The organism is Mucilaginibacter endophyticus (genome assembly GCF_003351025.1).
In the GTDB taxonomy this organism is placed as follows: Bacteria; Bacteroidota; Bacteroidia; order Sphingobacteriales; family Sphingobacteriaceae; genus Mucilaginibacter; species Mucilaginibacter endophyticus.
Genome location: NZ_QPCG01000001.1, coordinates 1,732,135 through 1,749,631, shown reverse-complemented (window position 1 = coordinate 1,749,631; position 17,497 = coordinate 1,732,135). Strand labels below are relative to the sequence as shown.

Annotated in this window: 12 protein-coding genes; 3 read left to right on the top strand and 9 right to left on the bottom strand. The window is 45.0% G+C overall.

Going from position 1 to position 17,497, the window contains the following annotated elements; genetic code table 11:
* Window positions 1-12: 12 nt before the first annotated feature.
* Window positions 13-1,323: a DUF3472 domain-containing protein gene (locus DUL71_RS07125; protein ID WP_154402338.1), complete on the bottom strand. Its 1,311-nt coding sequence runs from the start codon at window positions 1,321-1,323 to the stop codon at window positions 13-15.
* A 429-nt stretch (window positions 1,324-1,752) separates the two neighbouring features.
* On the opposite strand from DUL71_RS07125, the gene DUL71_RS07120 reads away from it, so the two are divergent.
* From DUL71_RS07120 to topB, 3 genes are all read left to right on the top strand, one after another.
* Window positions 1,753-2,784 (top strand): LacI family DNA-binding transcriptional regulator, encoded by a 1,032-nt coding sequence (locus DUL71_RS07120; protein ID WP_112574235.1) that lies wholly within the window; start codon window positions 1,753-1,755, stop codon window positions 2,782-2,784.
* A 75-nt stretch (window positions 2,785-2,859) separates the two neighbouring features.
* A complete protein-coding gene (locus DUL71_RS07115) occupies window positions 2,860-3,945 on the top strand; it encodes a phosphotransferase enzyme family protein (protein ID WP_114937368.1) in 1,086 nt (361 codons plus the stop codon).
* 127 nt (window positions 3,946-4,072) lie between these two features.
* Window positions 4,073-5,926, top strand: coding sequence for a DNA topoisomerase III (topB, locus tag DUL71_RS07110; protein WP_114937367.1), 1,854 nt, complete (start codon window positions 4,073-4,075; stop codon window positions 5,924-5,926).
* Window positions 5,927-6,039: 113 nt separating this feature from the next.
* Here the strand turns inward: topB and DUL71_RS07105 are convergent, their stop codons facing one another.
* Genes DUL71_RS07105 through DUL71_RS31905 form a run of 8 tightly spaced genes read right to left on the bottom strand, consistent with a single transcriptional unit; the run spans window position 6,040 to window position 17,444 of the window.
* Window positions 6,040-7,623, bottom strand: coding sequence for an arylsulfatase (locus tag DUL71_RS07105; protein ID WP_114937366.1), 1,584 nt, complete (start codon window positions 7,621-7,623; stop codon window positions 6,040-6,042).
* A gap of 8 nt (window positions 7,624-7,631) precedes the next feature.
* Window positions 7,632-8,363: a thioredoxin domain-containing protein gene (locus tag DUL71_RS07100; RefSeq protein WP_114937365.1), complete on the bottom strand. Its 732-nt coding sequence runs from the start codon at window positions 8,361-8,363 to the stop codon at window positions 7,632-7,634.
* Window positions 8,364-8,365: 2 nt separating this feature from the next.
* Window positions 8,366-10,246: an arylsulfatase gene (locus DUL71_RS07095; protein ID WP_167443288.1), complete on the bottom strand. Its 1,881-nt coding sequence runs from the start codon at window positions 10,244-10,246 to the stop codon at window positions 8,366-8,368.
* Between the two features lie 20 nt (window positions 10,247-10,266).
* The gene (locus tag DUL71_RS07090; RefSeq protein WP_114937364.1) at window positions 10,267-12,102 is read right to left on the bottom strand and encodes an arylsulfatase; all 1,836 of its coding nucleotides are present in this window, start codon (window positions 12,100-12,102) and stop codon (window positions 10,267-10,269) included.
* 11 nt (window positions 12,103-12,113) lie between these two features.
* Window positions 12,114-12,590, bottom strand: a complete 477-nt coding sequence (locus DUL71_RS07085) for a hypothetical protein (protein WP_154402337.1) — start codon at window positions 12,588-12,590, stop codon at window positions 12,114-12,116.
* A gap of 10 nt (window positions 12,591-12,600) precedes the next feature.
* Entirely contained in the window at window positions 12,601-14,157 is a 1,557-nt protein-coding gene (locus DUL71_RS07080) for a RagB/SusD family nutrient uptake outer membrane protein (RefSeq protein ID WP_114937362.1), read from the bottom strand.
* Between the two features lie 24 nt (window positions 14,158-14,181).
* Complete coding sequence (locus DUL71_RS07075; RefSeq protein WP_114937361.1) at window positions 14,182-17,271, bottom strand: SusC/RagA family TonB-linked outer membrane protein; 3,090 nt, start codon at window positions 17,269-17,271, stop codon at window positions 14,182-14,184.
* Complete coding sequence (locus DUL71_RS31905; protein ID WP_154402336.1) at window positions 17,268-17,444, bottom strand: hypothetical protein; 177 nt, start codon at window positions 17,442-17,444, stop codon at window positions 17,268-17,270. Before DUL71_RS31905 ends, DUL71_RS07075 begins: the two co-directional genes overlap by 4 nt.
* Window positions 17,445-17,497 lie beyond the last annotated feature (53 nt).

Below are 17,497 nucleotides of genomic sequence, written 5' to 3'. Positions count from 1 at the left end.
GGTTTTTGGGGCTTATTTATTGGGCAATTTTTCAAAATCAATTACAGGTTTCTTTCCTGTCGGTTCGCGATCGTAAGCGGTTTTGAGCTGGATGTAATTATTAAAGAAACCACCGTTTTGCAGCAAAAACTTATTACCTTCTTTTCCTCCGGCGTAATCCTTACGATAATTCGCATTCGCCGTAGCGTCGCCCGTGTATATGGCATGTGTAAGCTCCAGCCAGTTGTTATCGCTATCCCCTATCCATTGATTGGTAAAATACGCCCTGCGGGTCTTATCGCCGTTTTCAGGTTCAAAGTTTTCTACAAACGAATATAAATGCGTTAAGTAAGTAGCCTTTTGTGGCCGGGTAAAGCTGGCTATTAAGAACCATTTACCAGCTGATACATCTTTAAAATAAGCAGTATAGGTAGTGGTGTGCTTTGCTTGATCAGGCTCGGCGCTTAACAGGAATGCATAGGCTTGTCCGGCTTTCCATGGAAAGCGCATATAGCTCTGTCCTCCCGAACCCTCATTACCAAACTCGCCGATATGAACATTGCTGCCGCTTTTTATCAGTTTAATACGCATACTATCGGGGATGCTTTTAGGATCTTCGGTATTAAAAGGGCTCCATACCGAAAATAGCACCCGGCGTTCGGTAGCCGAGTTTACCTGCATACCAAAATATCCTTCGCCAAAACCATCGGCCATAAAATAAGAACCTATAATATCCTGTCCTTTTGGTGCTATGATCTCGTTATAAAACCATTTTACTTTATTCTCCTTATCTGCCGCGACAGGATAGCGCAAGTGCACCGAAGGGCCCCTCCTGCCAAAATGGAATGAACTCCCTTTGGTAACATACGCAACATCATTATCCGGCTTCTGCAGCGTAACCACCAAATCAGAAACATCAGTATAAACAGCTCCGGTTTTATTGATCCCTTTCAGGCTTACCTTAATATACCCGGGTTCAATATGCACCTTTCCAAAACTAATGGTATCAAATGCTGCGTTGCTTAGTTTTTTTGTGAAGGTATGTTTTCCTACTGAAAGTTGTAGTGTGCTATTGCCTTGCGGAACGCGTACTACCAATGCAAGCTGAATATCCTGCGCGGTACTTAGCCTAAAATAAATATCCGCTGTCGATTTAGGGCTTTTCAGACCTGTTAAACCTTCATCAGTAATGGTATCAGGCGCGCTTACCCAGGCATTGCCACCAAGCGGAATTATGTGGCGCAATTTGGTTGCGTCTATGTCTGTCTTTTGCGCTACGGCAAACTTGCTACTGATCGTAATAAATAATAGTGTAAAGTAAAATATGGTCGTTTTCTTAATCATTGGCTTATCAAGCTGGTACGGTTTTATAAATGTAATTGCATTAATGGCTTTAATAAAAAATAAACACCGCAATTTTCAACGCAAACGTTTGAAAAATGGCCATAATTATCTTTTAAGTGGCATTAATTGAATAGCAGGCATTTATAGCTTACAGCCTCCTTTCCTAAAAATAGAGACAAACATCGCCTCATGAGACTTTATTTGTTCAGAACATTCATCGCAGGCAGGCACACTTATCATCAAAACAGATGATTCCTAACGCGGTAACGCCTATCTTCAAATCTCCCCATCAACAGTCGAACAAGGTTTATAAATTAGCAGTCGGCCACGCAAAAGGTTACGCAAACGTTTGCAATTGGGAGCCAAACGGGTATAATTTGATAATAATCGCTTAACTTTAACTATAAAAACAATATTAGCCCATAATTAATGCAAACAAAGCCAACTACTATAAAAGAAATAGCGCAAATATTAGGCATCTCTGTGTCTACAGTTTCAAGGGCCTTGCATGATCACCCAAGTATAGGGCTAACTACAAGGGCAAAAGTTAAAAAACTGGCCGGCGAACTTAATTACGAACCCAATCAAACAGCCATCTTTTTGCAAAAAGGCAAAACCCTTACTATCGGGGTTATATTGCCCGAGCTTTCGGAAGCATTCTTTTCATCGGCCATAAGCGCTATTGAAGATACTGCTTATAAAAAGAACTATACGGTATTGCTGGCACAATCACACGACGATGAGCAAAAGGAAAAGCAACTGGTTGAAAAAATGAAAAATCACCGGGTTGATGGCTTGTTGGTATCCGTAGGGAAAAACACATCCTCTTATCAGCATTTCGAAAATTTAAAGAAATACAATATCCCGGTTGTTTATTTCGACAGGATCCCCTCTATTCCCAACATCCATTATGTGGCCTGCAATATGGAGATCGGCACCATTGAGGCAGTTAGTTATCTTTTGAAAAAAGGCCACCGCGCCATAGGTATGATCAACGGGCCACAAACCATGGTAGCCACCGGCGAACGAAAAGAGGGCTACATCAAAGCCATGACCAAAAACAGGCTCAAGTATGATCCATCGCTTATAGTTTCCTGCGATTTGACAGAAGAAGGCACCAAGAAGGCCTTAGATGAATTGCTGGCCAGCAAACGCAAACCAACCGCTATTGTAACTTTTAATGACTATGTGGCGCTTTTTGCAATAAAGCACGCGGTCAAACTAAACATCAAGGTTAATAAAGATCTTGAGTTTGTAAGCTACGCCAATTTACCACTCATCAATTATATGGAGAATATCCCAGCGGCTTCGGTTGAGCAATTCCCTTATTTACAGGGGCAAAAGGCAACAGATATCCTCATGGACCTGCTACATCACCAGGGCACAGGTGGCAACGAACCAAGCGCCTTTTATAAGGTGATTATTGAATCGCAACTGGTCGAAAACAAAAAACAAGACTAAATAAAAAACACTCAAACGTTTGCGCATGGCTATCGCTTTTCAATTAGCTATGTTTGAATAGTTAACAGCTATAATATGTTTAATGATATCCTTATAAATTTTGGATTAAACGTTTCTGAATATAATATTAAGTCCTTTGGTTCGGGCTTAATAAATCATACTTATAAAATAAGTGGCGCAAACCAGGCATTTATCCTGCAGCAAATCAACGATTCGGTTTTTAAACACCCGGATCATATTGATAATAACCTTGCGCTAATCAAGCAATACCTTGATGAAACTAATCCGGGCTATTTGTTTGTTGCACCGTTAAAAAGCAAAACCGGAAAATCTATCATACAATCTGCCGACGGCAAATTCTACCGCCTGTTTCCTTTCATTGAAGGATCGCATACGGTAAATTTTTTACAGGATACAAAAGAAGCCTACAGTGCCGCAGTGCAGTTTGGCAGGTTTACACGTCTTTTAAACCATTTTGATATCAGTAAGCTTGAATACACGCTTACTGATTTTCACAACCTGAAACTGCGGTTTAAACAATTTGAGCAGGCGTTGGAAACTGCCGCTGATGAAAAACTAAAACAGGCTGCTGATGAAGTAGAACAAGCACGTGCTTATATCGACATATTGCATACTTACAACCAGTTTACTGCAAACAGCGAAATTAAACTGCGCGTAATACATCACGATACCAAAATAAACAACGTGTTGTTTGATGATAAGCAAAACGCGCTTTGCCTTGTTGACCTGGATACCGTGATGCCGGGTTATTATTTAAGTGATGTTGGCGATATGATGCGCACCTATCTCTCCCCTGCCAATGAAGAAGAAAAAGACCTGGATCAGATCATCATCAGAACCGACTTTTTCAGGGCGATATACAAGGGATACATGAGCGAGATGGGCACGATCCTTACCGAAACCGAAAAGCAATATTTCATTTTTTCGGGCAAGATGATGATTTACATGCAGGGGCTCCGCTTTTTAACCGACTTTCTAAATAACGATATTTACTACGGCGCGCAATACGAAGGACATAATTTAATCAGGGCTAAAAACCAGTTCAAATTGCTTGAAGGCTATACTAACGCCGAACCTCAATTTAAAGAAATAATTGCCGGCGTTGATAAAGAATTACTGGCTACTACCGATGGTATTTAGCGGTTAGGTAACCATGCCAACCGGGACAATGTTACCAACAAACCTTGCACAACCCTCACTAAATTCATACTTTCGACGCCCATATCAGCAAGCGCCGGTATAGGTCAACGCGTTGAGAGCAGGATTTATGAAAGTAATTATAGCCGAAAAACCATCTGTAGCCAGGGATATCGCCAAAGTTTTTGGGGCAACTACCAAAAAGGATGGCTACATCGAGGGTAAAGGATTTACCTTTACCTGGGCTTTCGGTCACCTGTTACAGCTGGCCGCACCGCAGGAATACGGCTATTACGGCTGGAGCGTTCAACACCTGCCCATGCTGCCACCCAAATTTAAACTGTCCATCCGCAAGGTAAAAACCAAAGATGGCGTGGTAGATGACCCATCGGTAAAAAAACAGCTTGATACTATCCAAAAGCTATTTGACGAAGCCAGCGAAATCATTGTGGCAACGGATGCAGGGCGCGAGGGTGAACTCATCTTTCGCTATATTTACTACTACTTAAAATGCAAAAAGCCCTTCAAAAGGCTTTGGATCTCATCGCAAACAGATGAGGCTATCAAAGAAGGGTTTCGCAACCTGAAACCGGGAAGTGATTACGATACCTTATTCAATTCCGCCCATTGCCGTTCTCAGTCAGATTGGTTAGTGGGTATGAATGCAACACAGGCCTTAAGCCTTTCGTCGGGTATTCGTGGTGCCGTGCTTTCATTGGGCCGGGTACAAACCCCTACCCTTGCCATGATATGTTCGCGGTATCTCGAAAACAAAAACTTTGTTCCCGAAACATTTTACCAGGTAAGTATCAACCCGGATAAAGACGGGCAGGTATTTAAAGCCATATCTGCCGAAAATTATAAAACAAAGGAAGAAGCGCAGGCCGTACTTGACCAGGTTCAGGATGTTGAAGGCGGCTTTCCACAGGGAGGCCATATTTTACAGGTGGAAGCCAAACCTCGTAAAGAACCACCTCCTTTATTGCACGATTTGAGCAGCCTGCAACAGGAAGCCAATAAGCGCAAAGGTTTTACTGCCGATCAAACGCTTACCATTCTTCAAAACCTGTACGAAAACAAGCTGGTTACTTATCCCCGTACCGGCAGCCGTTACATAGGTGATGATGTTTTTGCAGGTGTGCCTGCGCTGATTGAAAAACTGGAACAGCATCCGCTTTTTGGCAAACAAGCTACCGCTTTAGGCAGCGCTACGCTTAACAAACGAAGTGTAAACGCTAAAAAAGTAACGGATCACCACGCAGTACTCACAACCGGTGAAAACCCGCATCAGCTTTCTCCCGATCAGCAGGCCGTTTATGATATGGTAGCCGGCCGTATGCTTGAAGCTTTTCACCAGGATTGCATTAAGGAGGTGACCAAGATTGTTGTACAATCGGGTGCTAAATTCAATGCCAGCGGAACGGTGATCCATACCGCAGGATGGCGGGCTGTGTTCAACGATAAAGAAGACGATAAAAAAGACGAGGAGAACGCTACCTTACCTAAAGTTACCCAAGGCGAAAACCTGCCGATAACCGCCAAAGCTTTGCTTGAAAAGCAAACCAAACCCAGGCCTTTATATAACGAAGCCACGCTGCTAAAAGCATTGGAAACAGCAGGTAAAGAGATTGATGATGAAGAATTGCGCTATGCCATGAAGGATAGTGGTTTGGGAACTCCCGCGACAAGGGCATCCATCATAGAAACGCTGATTAAGCGCAATTATATCATCAGGGAAAAGAAAAACCTGGTGCCGACAACTACAGGCATCGCTGTTTACGAAGTAGTAAAAAATCAACAGATAGCCCAGGCAGAACTAACCGGAACCTGGGAAAAACGTTTGGAAGAGATTCGTTCCGGAGCTTCGGTTACTGATTTTCAGAACGAAATTAAAACTTATACACGTGCTATTACTTCTGAATTACTGGCGCAGGGTAAATCATTAAAAATCCCGGCTGCGGCAACAACCGGGACTAAGGCTTAATAAAAAAGTCATTGCGAGGTACGAAGCGTGGCAATCGCACGGAAGCATGTTCGCCCTGTATAGCATGCGATTGCCACGCTTCGCTCAATGACATGTTTTTTGAACTCCCCTTATTATAACCCTCTAATCGTATTCCAATCAACAACACCAACTTTTTTTGCCCATTCCAGATATTCCACTTCAAGCGTTTTGACTTTATCGGGATACTTTGCAGCGAGGTTATTTATTTCAGATCGGTCAGCTTCCAGATCATATAATTCCCAGGGCTCACCGATCTCAGCAACCAGTTTCCATTGCCCTTTTCTTATTGCCCTGCTGCCCTCATGTTCCCAAAACAAAGTTTCATTTCCTGTATAAGGTTTCCCTTTAAAAGCATCAACCAAACTAATACCCGCTAAAGGTGTCAGCTGCTTGTTTTTGAATTGAGTTGGATACGATATATCTGCAAGTTCAAGGCAGGTTGGCATCAGGTCAATCAAATGCCCCGGATTATTATTGAAACTCCCGGCTTTAATATGCCCGGGATACCATGCAATAAGCGGTGTAGCTATGCCTCCTTCATGCGTGTTGCGTTTGAATAACTTAAAGGGTGTGTTACTCACGTTTGCCCAGGGGATCTCATAGCTATCAATTGAATTTATAGAGCCAGGTGTACCGTTCTTTTGTATCACGGTCGATAAGCTTTTAACCTCGTCGGCGCTCCCGCCATTATCTGACGCGAACAAGACGATGGTATTTTTATCTTTCCCTAATTGCTTCAGTTTGCTCATGATCTCACCAATACAGGCATCCATACGGTAAACCATAGCAGCGTAAATGGCCATGCGGGTATCCCATTTATCTTTTTCTTCTGGAGATAATGAATCCCAGTCCGGTGCACGTTTATCCCTGGCTGATAGTTGCCATTGTTTTTTGATGATACCTGCCGCAAGCTGTTTTTCATAGCGCTGTTTCCGCAACACGTCCCAGCCTTTAAGGTATTGGCCTTTAAACTTCGCGATATCTTCGGGCAGCGCCTGGATAGGCCAGTGCGGGGCGTTGTAAGCAACGTACATAAAAAAAGGCTTTTGCTGATCCTTGATCTCGTTTAATGATTTAACAGCAAAATCGGTAATAGCCTGCGTCAAGTATTTGGACGTATCACTGCGGGTGATCTCCCTGTCATTCAGCATAAAGGTGATCTTGCTGCCATCATTATACAACGGCGCCGAATTAAAATAACTGCTGCCGTTATTCAGCATGGTAAATGATTTATCAAACCCGCGGTTGCAGGCTAAGGCAGATTGCTGCAGCCCCACATGCCATTTGCCGGATACTATGGTATTATAACCGGCCTCATCTTTCAGCAACTCGGCAACGGTAGCACTGTGGTCATTTAAATACCCCTGGTAGGCCGGCGAACCTTTATATTTCACCATATCGCCAACACCGGCCTGGTGCGGATACAAACCGGTAAGTAACGCCGCACGTGAAGGGCAACATCTGCCGGCATTGTAAAACTGCGTCATCTTCAATCCTTCCCGGGCAAGCCTGTCAATATTAGGTGTGCTGATCTCTGAGCCAAAACACCCAATATCAGAAAAGCCCATATCGTCGGCCAGGATGATGACGATATTGGGCTTTTGTTTAGGGGCCTGCGCAAACGCAGGCCCCATGTAAAATATAGCGATGAGTAAGTAGCTGATTTTCTTAAGCATGGCTATGTTTATTTGCCGCTGGCGGCCAAACCGGTTTTGGCTTGCTCGGCAGCAGCTTCAATTTGCATGGTTGATGAAAAGCCCTGCTTTTTCCAAACTTCCTTGCCGTTTTTGTATAACACCAGTGTTGGCAGTACATTCACTTTTAGCTCTTTGGCTAAGTTGGTATTGTCATAAACCTCAATACTGATCACTTTAGGCGCAAAAGCTGAATTTGCCTTTAGCGAATCAAGTACCGGTACCAGCTTTTTGCAGGCCCCGCAATATCTCGACCCAAAATCAACCAACACTAAAGACGATGATGCCGCCAGTTCATTAAACTGAGCTTTTGACAGCGAAACACCTTTTTTTGTTGTTGAAATGATAGGATAACCTGAACCTATCCAGTTGGCCAAACCACCCGGCAATTCTTCAACATCCTTAAATCCTTTAGCCCGCAACTCGCGTGAAAGTACGGTACTGCGGCCGTTTGCTATTGAATAAACAAAAGTTGGCTTTTCCTTGCTCAAGCCATCCAGTTTTTGCTGATAATCTGCAGCTTTGGCATCAACATTTACCGCGCCTTTAATATGGTTCTGCGCAAACTCTTCTGCCGAACGCGCATCCAGGATCTGCGGCTCTTTCGCTTGTTTTAGTTTAGCGGCAAAGGCTTCAAGCGATAATAAAACCGGCGACTGCGCTTTTACCTCGCCAATGAAAACCACCAGTAGGGCAAGCAATACAATTTTTAAGCTTTTCATAATTAGTTGTTATTTTCGAGTTTATGGATCCTTTTGTTGTTGATATCGTCCCTGTCAATAAAGGGATAGATATGGTTCTTTTTAGCTTCGGCGTCGAACAGGTCTTTAAGCTCTTTCAGCTTCTCAGGATATTTTTTGGCGAGGTCTACGCGCTCGTTAAAATCCTCGTTCAGGTTGTAAAGCTTCCAAACATCCTTATCGTAATTGCGTTCAGGAATGGTTTTCTCTTTCGGGAAGTTCAGCAGGTCAACATTATCCGGGCGGTGCGCCGCCTCGGCTTTCCAGCCATCTTTGTAAATAGACCTCGAAGTAAAAATGTAATAGTATTGCTGGGTGTGCAATGTTTTTGCCTGCGCGTTGTTGAACGAGCTAAAGAATGATTTGCCCTGTAAGGTATCCTGCTTAATGCCTTTAACATACTCCGGTAATTTTAAACCCGCAGCCTCAATAGTGGTTGGGAATACATCAGATACGTGACTGTACTGGGTACGAATACCCCCTTTTTCGGTAATGAGTTTTGGATAATAAACAATGAGCGGGTTATGGGTACCACCTTCAGCGTCGGCGTCTGATTTCCAGTATTTAAACGGCGTATTGGCTGCCTGTGCCCAACCTAAAGGATAATTGGTTGAAGCTTCAGGTGTGCCGATGGTTTCGTAATCGCTTTCGTTCTTTTTTATGTAATCTGCCTCAAGTGTTGTTGCTGCCGAGTTTTTTGGATCGATAACACCATGAACCGTTCCTTCCTTACTGGCTCCATTATCCCCTATCATCACAAAAACCAAAGTATTATCAAACTGGCCGGAAGCTTTCAGGTGACTGATCACACGGCCTACCTGGTGGTCAATGTAGGTCAGATAACCTGCATAAACTTCCATGAACCGGGCGTACAATTTCTTCTGATCGGCAGGCAAACTATTCCAGGCCTGGATACGCTCATTACGTTCCGGTAATTTTGCATAAGCAGGAATGTAACCGGCTTTCTTTTGATTTTCGAAAACCTTTTGGCGGTAAACATCCCAGCCCTCGTCAAATTTGCCTTTGTACAAGTCGCTCCATTCATGACTAACCTGGTGTGGCGCGTGGGTAGCTCCGGGTGCATAGTATAAAAAGAATGGCTGATCTGGTGCTGCTTTATGTGCTGCATCAATATAGGCGATAGCCTTATCGGTGATCTGCTCGTTCAGGTTGCGGCCATCGGGTTTAATATGGAAATTATCCTCTACCAAATGCGGCGGGTTGTACTGATCCGTAGCCGATTCCAGGAAGCCGAAATGATGGTCGAACCCCTTACCTGTTGGCCAGCGATCAAACGGGCCAACGGCGGTAGTATCCTCATCAGGCGTTACCCCCCATTTACCAACCGCGTAAGTGCTGTAGCCATTTGCGCGCAAAGCCTCAGCAATAGTCCCTTTATCTGGTGGAATGCGACCGTCATAGCCCGGAAAACCAGCAGCCGTTGACGCATGGGCAAAATTACCCATATGTACATAATGATGATTACGCCCGGTAAGCAATGATGAACGGGTTGGCGCGCAAATACCTGCCGTATGGAAGTTAACATAGCGCAAGCCATTATTAGCCAGCGTATCAAAATTGGGTGTGCTGATCAAACCACCAAAGGTTCCCGATGCACCAAAACCCACATCATCCAATAAAATCCAGACAATGTTAGGCGCGCCTTTCGGCGCTTTGAGTGGTTTATTCCACCACTCTTTTGATTCGGCAAGGGTTTTACCTTCCACGCCCTTATAATTAGCGGGATCGATAGGCGCTATATTAGCGGGAGTTACCTTTACCTGCGGCAATTGCGCAAAAGCGGGCGCGCTCATTGCTACGGCTATTGCCGATAAGGCGACAATACGTTGATAAACGGATTTCATGATTGTAAATGGTTAATTGGTTACTTTTTATAGTTTTTGTGGATACGCTGGTGATACACATCATACCAGTCGATAAATGGATATAGATTGTTTTTTTGAGCCTGCGCTTCAAAAACAGCTTTAAGTTCCTTTAATTTTTCAGGATATTTTTTGGCGAGATCAATGCGCTCGTTAAAATCCTCGTTAAGGTTATACAATTCCCAGGTATCCTCATCAAAGCTTTTATCAGGCACGTTTTGTCCAACCTTAAAGTCGCCCAATTCTACGTTATCCGGGTGATGCGCGGCTTCTGCCTTCCAGCCATCACTATAAATCGACCTCGAACCGAAAATGTAATAGTGCTGCAAAACATGCTTTGATTTTGCCTCGGGATGGTCAAACGAATATACCAATGAAGTGCCTTGCAAGGTATCCTGTTTAATCCCCCTGATATATTCGGGCAGTTTAATACCGGTGTACTCAAGCGTAGTAGGCAATACATCAATCACATGCCCGTACTGGGTACGGATAGTGCCCTTATCTTTAATTCCTTTTGGATAATAAACTATCAATGGGTTACGCGTACCACCTTCAGAGTTGGCATCCTGTTTCCAATATTTAAACGGTGTATTAGCAGCTTGCGCCCATCCAAGCGGATAGTTGGTGCTTGCCTGCGGCGTGCCGATATCTGTGATATCCTCAATATTGGTTTTCAGGTAAGCATCTTCTGCAACCAGTTTAGGCGAGTTCTTTTTAGGATTGATAACACCATGAACCGTACCTTCTTTACTGGCCCCGTTATCGCCAATGATCACAAATACCAGCGTATTATCAAGCTGACCGCTTTGTTTAAGGTGATTGATAAGCCTGCCAACCTCATGATCGGTATAGGTTAAATATCCGGCATAAACTTCCATGAAACGGGCATACAGTTTTTTCTCGGCGTCGGGCAGTGATTTCCAGGCGGGGATCCGTGTGTTACGCTCAGGCAATTTTGCGTAGGCTGGGATAATACCTAACTTTTTTTGCCTTGCGATAACCTTTTCCCTGAAATCGTCCCAACCGCTGTCAAACTGACCTTTGTATAAATCGCTCCATTCGGTAGCTACCTGGTGAGGTGAGTGGGTAGCACCCGGCGCATAGTATAAAAAGAACGGTTTATCAGGCGCTACTTTATGCTGGCGTCTAAGGTAAAAGATAGCTTTATCGGTGATCTGATCGGTAAGGTGGCGACCATCTGGTGTTACATGGGCATTATCTTCAACCAGGTCGGGCTTGTACTGATCGGTTGCCGATCCTAAAAATCCGAAGAAATGATCAAAGCCTTTACCCGTAGGCCAGCGGTCAAACGGACCAGCATCAGTAGCATCCTCATCCGGCGTTAAACCATATTTACCCACGGCAAAGGTGTTATAACCATTCTCACGTAAGATCTCAGCTATGGTTCCCTTATCAGATGGAATGCGCCCGTCATATCCCGGGAAACCGGCCGACATGCTCACATGCGAAAATCCACCTTCGTGAACATAATGATGGTTACGCCCGGTTAATAAGGCCGAACGCGTTGGCGCACAAATACCCGCCGTGTGAAAATTGGTGTAGCGCAGGCCGTTATTGGCCAGCGTATCAAAATTAGGAGTTTTGATGATGCCGCCGAAGGTGCTTGTAGCGCCAAAGCCTACGTCATCTAAAATGATCCATAATACGTTTGGTGCACCGGCGGGTGCTTTATGAGGCTCGGGCCACCACTCCTTTGACTCATCAAGCGTTTTACCCACCGTGCCACCAAATGCCGGTGCCTGTCCGTTTTGCGCTTTGGCTGTAAATGCTGCAAGCAAGCCAAGCGACAGGAACAATGTTATTTTCTTTGCTTTCATTGGTAAATAATTTATTCGGTGTAGCTGGAGCGGAATTTTACGCCCCAGCGGCCATTTTCTTTGGTTAAAATGTATAATGATTCATAATGTCCTATCAGGCTGCCATCTGCCCGGAAGCGGGAAAAGCGGGTATCAACGTGCACCTTATCTGCCGATGCCTGTACAATATTGCGGTGGTCCCATTGGCTGTGGTCCCATCCCACCTTTTGCAATTCGCCGAATACTTTGGCCGAATCGCGCAAGCCAGCCTTTTCCAATACCGACATTTTACCGCCCGCCAGCCTGTAATGCGGAAACTGGTAAGTATCTTCCCATCCTTTCAGATCTTTGGCGTTAAAAGTGGCCATGTATTCGTCAAGCACCTGCAGTACAGCTGCGCTAACCCTTGGATCGATACCATGCGAACCGTTTTCAGTGGCGGCAGTTTGGGCAAACACCGGCTTCAGGAAACCTATCGACAACAAGACAATCACAATTAATCTTTTCATGAGATTGAGTTTATTGCCAGCCCGGATTTTGGGTTAGCTTGCCGTTACTGTTATCAATTTCCTGTTGTGGTATCGGGAACAAGTAGAACTTACCCTTAACTCCTTTGCTCACATTGGTTTTACCCACTTTAAGCAAGCTGGCTTCCAGGATGCCATTACCGGAAGCATCCCGCTCGCGGATCAGATCAAACCAGCGTTGATATTCAAACACAAACTCCAGCCTGCGCTCCAGGTAAACCGCGTCACGGAATGATGCCTGGTCAAGACCGGCAAGATCAGCAAGCCCCGCGCGCCTCCTTACCCTGTTAACAGAAGCATAAGCTTTAGCGGTTGGTCCGTTCAGTTCATTCTCCGCTTCGGCATGGATCAGCAATACTTCCGAGAAACGAATGATAGACACATTTGCTCCTGATTCGGCTTCGTTGGCGGCAACACTTGGATCATAGTATTTATTAAAAAATGGGATTGAATCGTTAGCGATAGTTGCATCATTCAGCTTACCATACCACAAGTTGGTTGTAGGGCTTTGAAAGCGTGTTACAAAACTTACCCGCTTGCGCTTGTCATTGGCAGGGTACAGCTTATAAATACTGAAAAACTTATCTACACCGTTTGGCTTGGTAGCATCAGGCACCGAATAAAATACTACCTGGTCGGCATAGCTGCCTACCATACCTGGGATACCATTCAATATTGATCGCGGTGCCTGGTTGTTACCCTGCCCCTGAGAGTTTGCTTTAAACTGCGCCGAAAAAATATGCTCTTTACCGTTTTCAGATGTCGGTAAAAACACATCTGCGTAGTTGGCAAACAGATCGTACCCATATGGGCCGTTGATCACCGCCTCGGCCTGGGTCACAGCTTTGTCCCACTTACGTTCGGTAAGGTAAACTTTGGCCAGTAAGGAATATGCCGCTCCGGCTGTAGCCCTGCCGACATCTGCACCGGTATAGTTATTAGGCAAATCAGTTGCAGCAGCAGTCAAATCGGTTTCTATCTGCGTGTAAACTGTTCCCGCGGCTGTTCTTGGCACTTGCAGATCAGACAGGTTGATAGACGTTTGATCGTGAAGCACCAACGGAACATCACCATATAAACGCACCAGGTTAAAGTAGTAAAGCGCCCTTAAAAACTTGGCTTCGGCTACCAACCGCTTATTTAAGGTAGCATCAAACTTAATATCAGGAATGGTATCAATTGCAATATTGGCTTTTTTTATGGCCGCGTAATGTTGCTGCCAGATCTGCAAAATGCGCAAACCGGTTGCTGAATGCCCCAATACCGCCTGTGAGCGTACGTCGGCATTGGTAGCGCCGGGGCCTGGGCCTTCATCATCGGCCATAAAATTCATACCCGTGTTAAAAAGTGTGTTATATGGTGTTTGTACTGAATTAGCACCTGCATTGAGGAGGGAATAAGCCGCCGTAACAGCAGATACCGCGTCGGCCTGGGTTTTGTAAAACTGGCTCGCCGGAATGAATGACCGTGGATCTTCATTGAGCTTGGCACACGAGGCGGCACCAAAAGCGATCAACAAAACCAGGTATTTAATATTTTTCGTTTTCATGTTAAAAAAATCAAAGGTTACCGGTTACAGGGTTACACCTATACCCACAATAAATGATTTGTTATTAGGATATGCTCCGTTATCAACTCCAGAGGTTATGGCCGATTGCTCATTACTGCTCACCTCCGGATCGTAGCCGGTGTATTTAGTCCAGGTAGCAAGGTTTTGTGCGTTTACGTAAACCCTAACCTTTTTAATTGGCGACCGTGACAGCACAGCTTGCGGGAAAGTATAACCTAAGCTCAGGCTTTTGAGGCGCAGGTACGAACCGTTTTCGACAAACCTGTCGGATATGGTAGGTGCCGGATCCTGGTACGCGCTGTGCACATCGGTATTGGTGTTGGTTGGTGTCCAACGGTTAAGCAAAGTAGTGGTAGCATTGGTATAACCTGTGCCCAACTCCAGTACAGCTCTTTGCTGGTTATAGATCTTATTGCCATAAGAGCCTTGCAGGAACACGCTCAGATCAACGCCTTTGTATGAGAAGGTGTTGGTGATACCGCCGGTAAATTTAGGCTGCGAATTACCAAGAATCACCCTATCGGCAGCCTGTGTAATTTTGCCGTCGCCATTAATATCCTGGTAGTTCTGGCCCCCGGGCTGTGTATTAGCTGCCGGGGTAAGTACCGGGCCACCTGTCTGGATGAGGCCATTGGTTTTATAACCGATGAATGAACCGATAGGCTCACCAACTTTAATGATAGATGGCAGCGATGAATCGGGAATGAACTGGTTAACGCCGTTACCGCCAAGGCTTAATACTTTGTTACGGTTTACAGCAAAAACCAGGTTGGTATTCCAAACAAAACCGCCTGTAAGGTTGCGTGAGTTAATACCGATCTCAAAACCTTTATTTTGCACCGATCCCACGTTTTCATACTGCTGTGGGTTGGTGATGGCGGTATTGGTAATGATAGTTAAACCGCTTGTGGCCGGTAGCGGCAGGTAAAGCAGCAGGTTGGTAGTTTTCTTATAATAGATATCTGCCGTAACACTGACCCTGTCTTTAAACAACCCCAAATCAAAACCAAAATCATACTGACTTGTCTTTTCCCAGGTTAAGTTAGGATTATAAAGACTGTTTGGCGCAAAACCGGCAACTGTTGAGTTACCAAAATTGTAGCGATAATAGCCTAATTGCGAATAAGACTGGTAAGCCGGGATGTCGCTGTTACCGGTTTGTCCGGCGCTCAGGCGTAATTTTAACTGGCTTATAGCGGTTACGTTTTTCAGGAAATCTTCGCTCGAGGCGTTCCAGGCCACAGCGGCAGAAGGGAATGAAGCCCATTGATGACCGGGGGCAAATTTTGATGAACCATCTGCACGCAGGGTTAAGGTTAACAGGTATTTGCTGTTAAAGCCGTAGTTTATCCTGCCCAAATATGATTTTAACGCCCATATATTTGATGACGTAGATGGCGCTATAGCAAAACCACTGCCTGATATAGAAGTAACACTCCCCGAACCCAGGTTATTAAAAGTATCATAATCGCTCACGAAACCTGACGAACCGTTGATAGAGCCTTCGGCCTTAAATTGCTGCTGGGTAAAACCTGCCAGCACATTCAATGAGTGCTTGCCAAACTTTTTGTTGTAGGTAAGCGTGTTTTCATTAAGCCAGTTAAAGGAGTTAAGCGTGCCTACTTCGCCAAGACCCGAGTAGCCCGAACCTTCATACACTGTAGAAGGCAGGTAGCGGTTTTGTTTATTGTCGATGATATCGATACCGGCCAATACCCTTGCGGTAAGGTTTTCGGTGATCTTGTAATCGCCTGCAATGTTCCCTAAAATGCGGCTTGTAGTAGTTGTATTGGTTTGATTATACAGCGTATTGATAGGGTTACCATACGTACCCTCAAATATGTTTTTCACAAAGAACGATCCGTCGCTGTTGTAAACCGGGGTGGTCGGTGTCATCAATAAGATGGCGGGTACCACGCCTTGAGGCGCTATCTGTGCGGTAGTGCGGCTACCTGTAATAAATGAGGAGATCTTGAACTTATCGTTATAATCATGCTCCACATTTACACGGCCTGCATAGCGCTCAAAATTGGTATTTTGCAGGATACCATCCTGTTTAAAATAGTTACCCGAAAATGCCAACCGGGTACGCTCTGTACCTGAAAATATAGAAAGGCTATGATTTTGCGAAGTCCCCTTGCGGAAGGCAGCATCCTGCCAGTCGGTATTGGCATTGTAAGGATTAAGCTGGGCTTCGGTTTGGGCCGTTTTACCACTGTTCACCAAAGCATCATTACGTAAGGCTTCCCACTGCGGGGTGTTAAGCAATGATAAAGTTTTGATCACTTCCTGTTTACCGTAACTGCCATCATAATTGATAGATGAAACGCCAGCCTTGCCTTTTTTTGTGGTAATGATAATTACGCCGTTTGCACCACGCGTACCATAAATTGCAGTAGCCGATGCATCTTTTAACACCTCGATACTTTCAATATCCGAAGTATTAATAGATGCCAGCGGATTGATCTTAGGCCCGTTGGTTACCCCCGCATCCGTAAGCGAATTGCTGTTTGAAGTCGGGAAACCATCTATCACATACAATGGCTCGGCAACAGCGTTAATGGAGTTTACACCGCGTACCTGTACGGTTACGCCTGCACCGGGTTGCCCTGTAGCCTGTGTTACCTGGATGCCCGAAACAGAGCCCTGCAAGGCCCTGTCGAGCGAGGGAACCGGCTGCTTTAATGCAAGCGCGGGTACAGATGCCACCGAACCGGTAATATCTTTACGTTTCTGTGTACCGTAGCCTACTACAACTACCTGGTTCAGCTGTGTTTGGGCATCTTTCAGTTTAATTTCAACCGGACTGCCATCGGCAATAAATTCCTTTTTCTCGTAACCGGTGAAGGTAATAATGAGCTTATACGGAAACTTCTGACCGGTAACAAAACTGAATTTACCTTCAATATCCGTAGATACCACGTGTGTGGTACCTTGTATCTTAACCACCGCGCCGGGTAATGGCTCGCGGGTTGCGCTATCTATTACACGACCAACCAAATGTGAGTTGATGGTAGGCTGGGTTTGCTGCGCGATGGTCAACAGCGGAAGCCCAATAAGCAACAGGAATGGGATTAATAAAAGTTTTTTCATGTCGACGGGTTTTTAAATGATGAAAAACCGGACGACTGATCAGCAACCGCGTTAAACGGCATATATAATTGCTGCGGATGAAAAGCATCCTCAATTATTTGCAGCGTAAATGATGCTGCCGGCAAGGTAAAGGGCAAAACATAGCCCCTCGCCTCGTTTGCAATATTTTGCATAGATTTGAATAGTTAAAATGACACCATTGAAACAGGCTCAACGCCAATCGATC

Coding starts and splice junctions, on each gene's coding strand:
- DUL71_RS07125 (WP_154402338.1), bottom strand. CDS start 1,323: ATGATTAAGAAAACGACCATATTTTACTTTACACTATTATTTATTACG.
- DUL71_RS07120 (WP_112574235.1), top strand. CDS start 1,753: ATGCAAACAAAGCCAACTACTATAAAAGAAATAGCGCAAATATTAGGC.
- DUL71_RS07115 (WP_114937368.1), top strand. CDS start 2,860: ATGTTTAATGATATCCTTATAAATTTTGGATTAAACGTTTCTGAATAT.
- topB (WP_114937367.1), top strand. CDS start 4,073: ATGAAAGTAATTATAGCCGAAAAACCATCTGTAGCCAGGGATATCGCC.
- DUL71_RS07105 (WP_114937366.1), bottom strand. CDS start 7,623: ATGCTTAAGAAAATCAGCTACTTACTCATCGCTATATTTTACATGGGG.
- DUL71_RS07100 (WP_114937365.1), bottom strand. CDS start 8,363: ATGAAAAGCTTAAAAATTGTATTGCTTGCCCTACTGGTGGTTTTCATT.
- DUL71_RS07095 (WP_167443288.1), bottom strand. CDS start 10,246: ATGAAATCCGTTTATCAACGTATTGTCGCCTTATCGGCAATAGCCGTA.
- DUL71_RS07090 (WP_114937364.1), bottom strand. CDS start 12,102: ATGAAAGCAAAGAAAATAACATTGTTCCTGTCGCTTGGCTTGCTTGCA.
- DUL71_RS07085 (WP_154402337.1), bottom strand. CDS start 12,590: ATGAAAAGATTAATTGTGATTGTCTTGTTGTCGATAGGTTTCCTGAAG.
- DUL71_RS07080 (WP_114937362.1), bottom strand. CDS start 14,157: ATGAAAACGAAAAATATTAAATACCTGGTTTTGTTGATCGCTTTTGGT.
- DUL71_RS07075 (WP_114937361.1), bottom strand. CDS start 17,271: ATGAAAAAACTTTTATTAATCCCATTCCTGTTGCTTATTGGGCTTCCG.
- DUL71_RS31905 (WP_154402336.1), bottom strand. CDS start 17,444: ATGCAAAATATTGCAAACGAGGCGAGGGGCTATGTTTTGCCCTTTACC.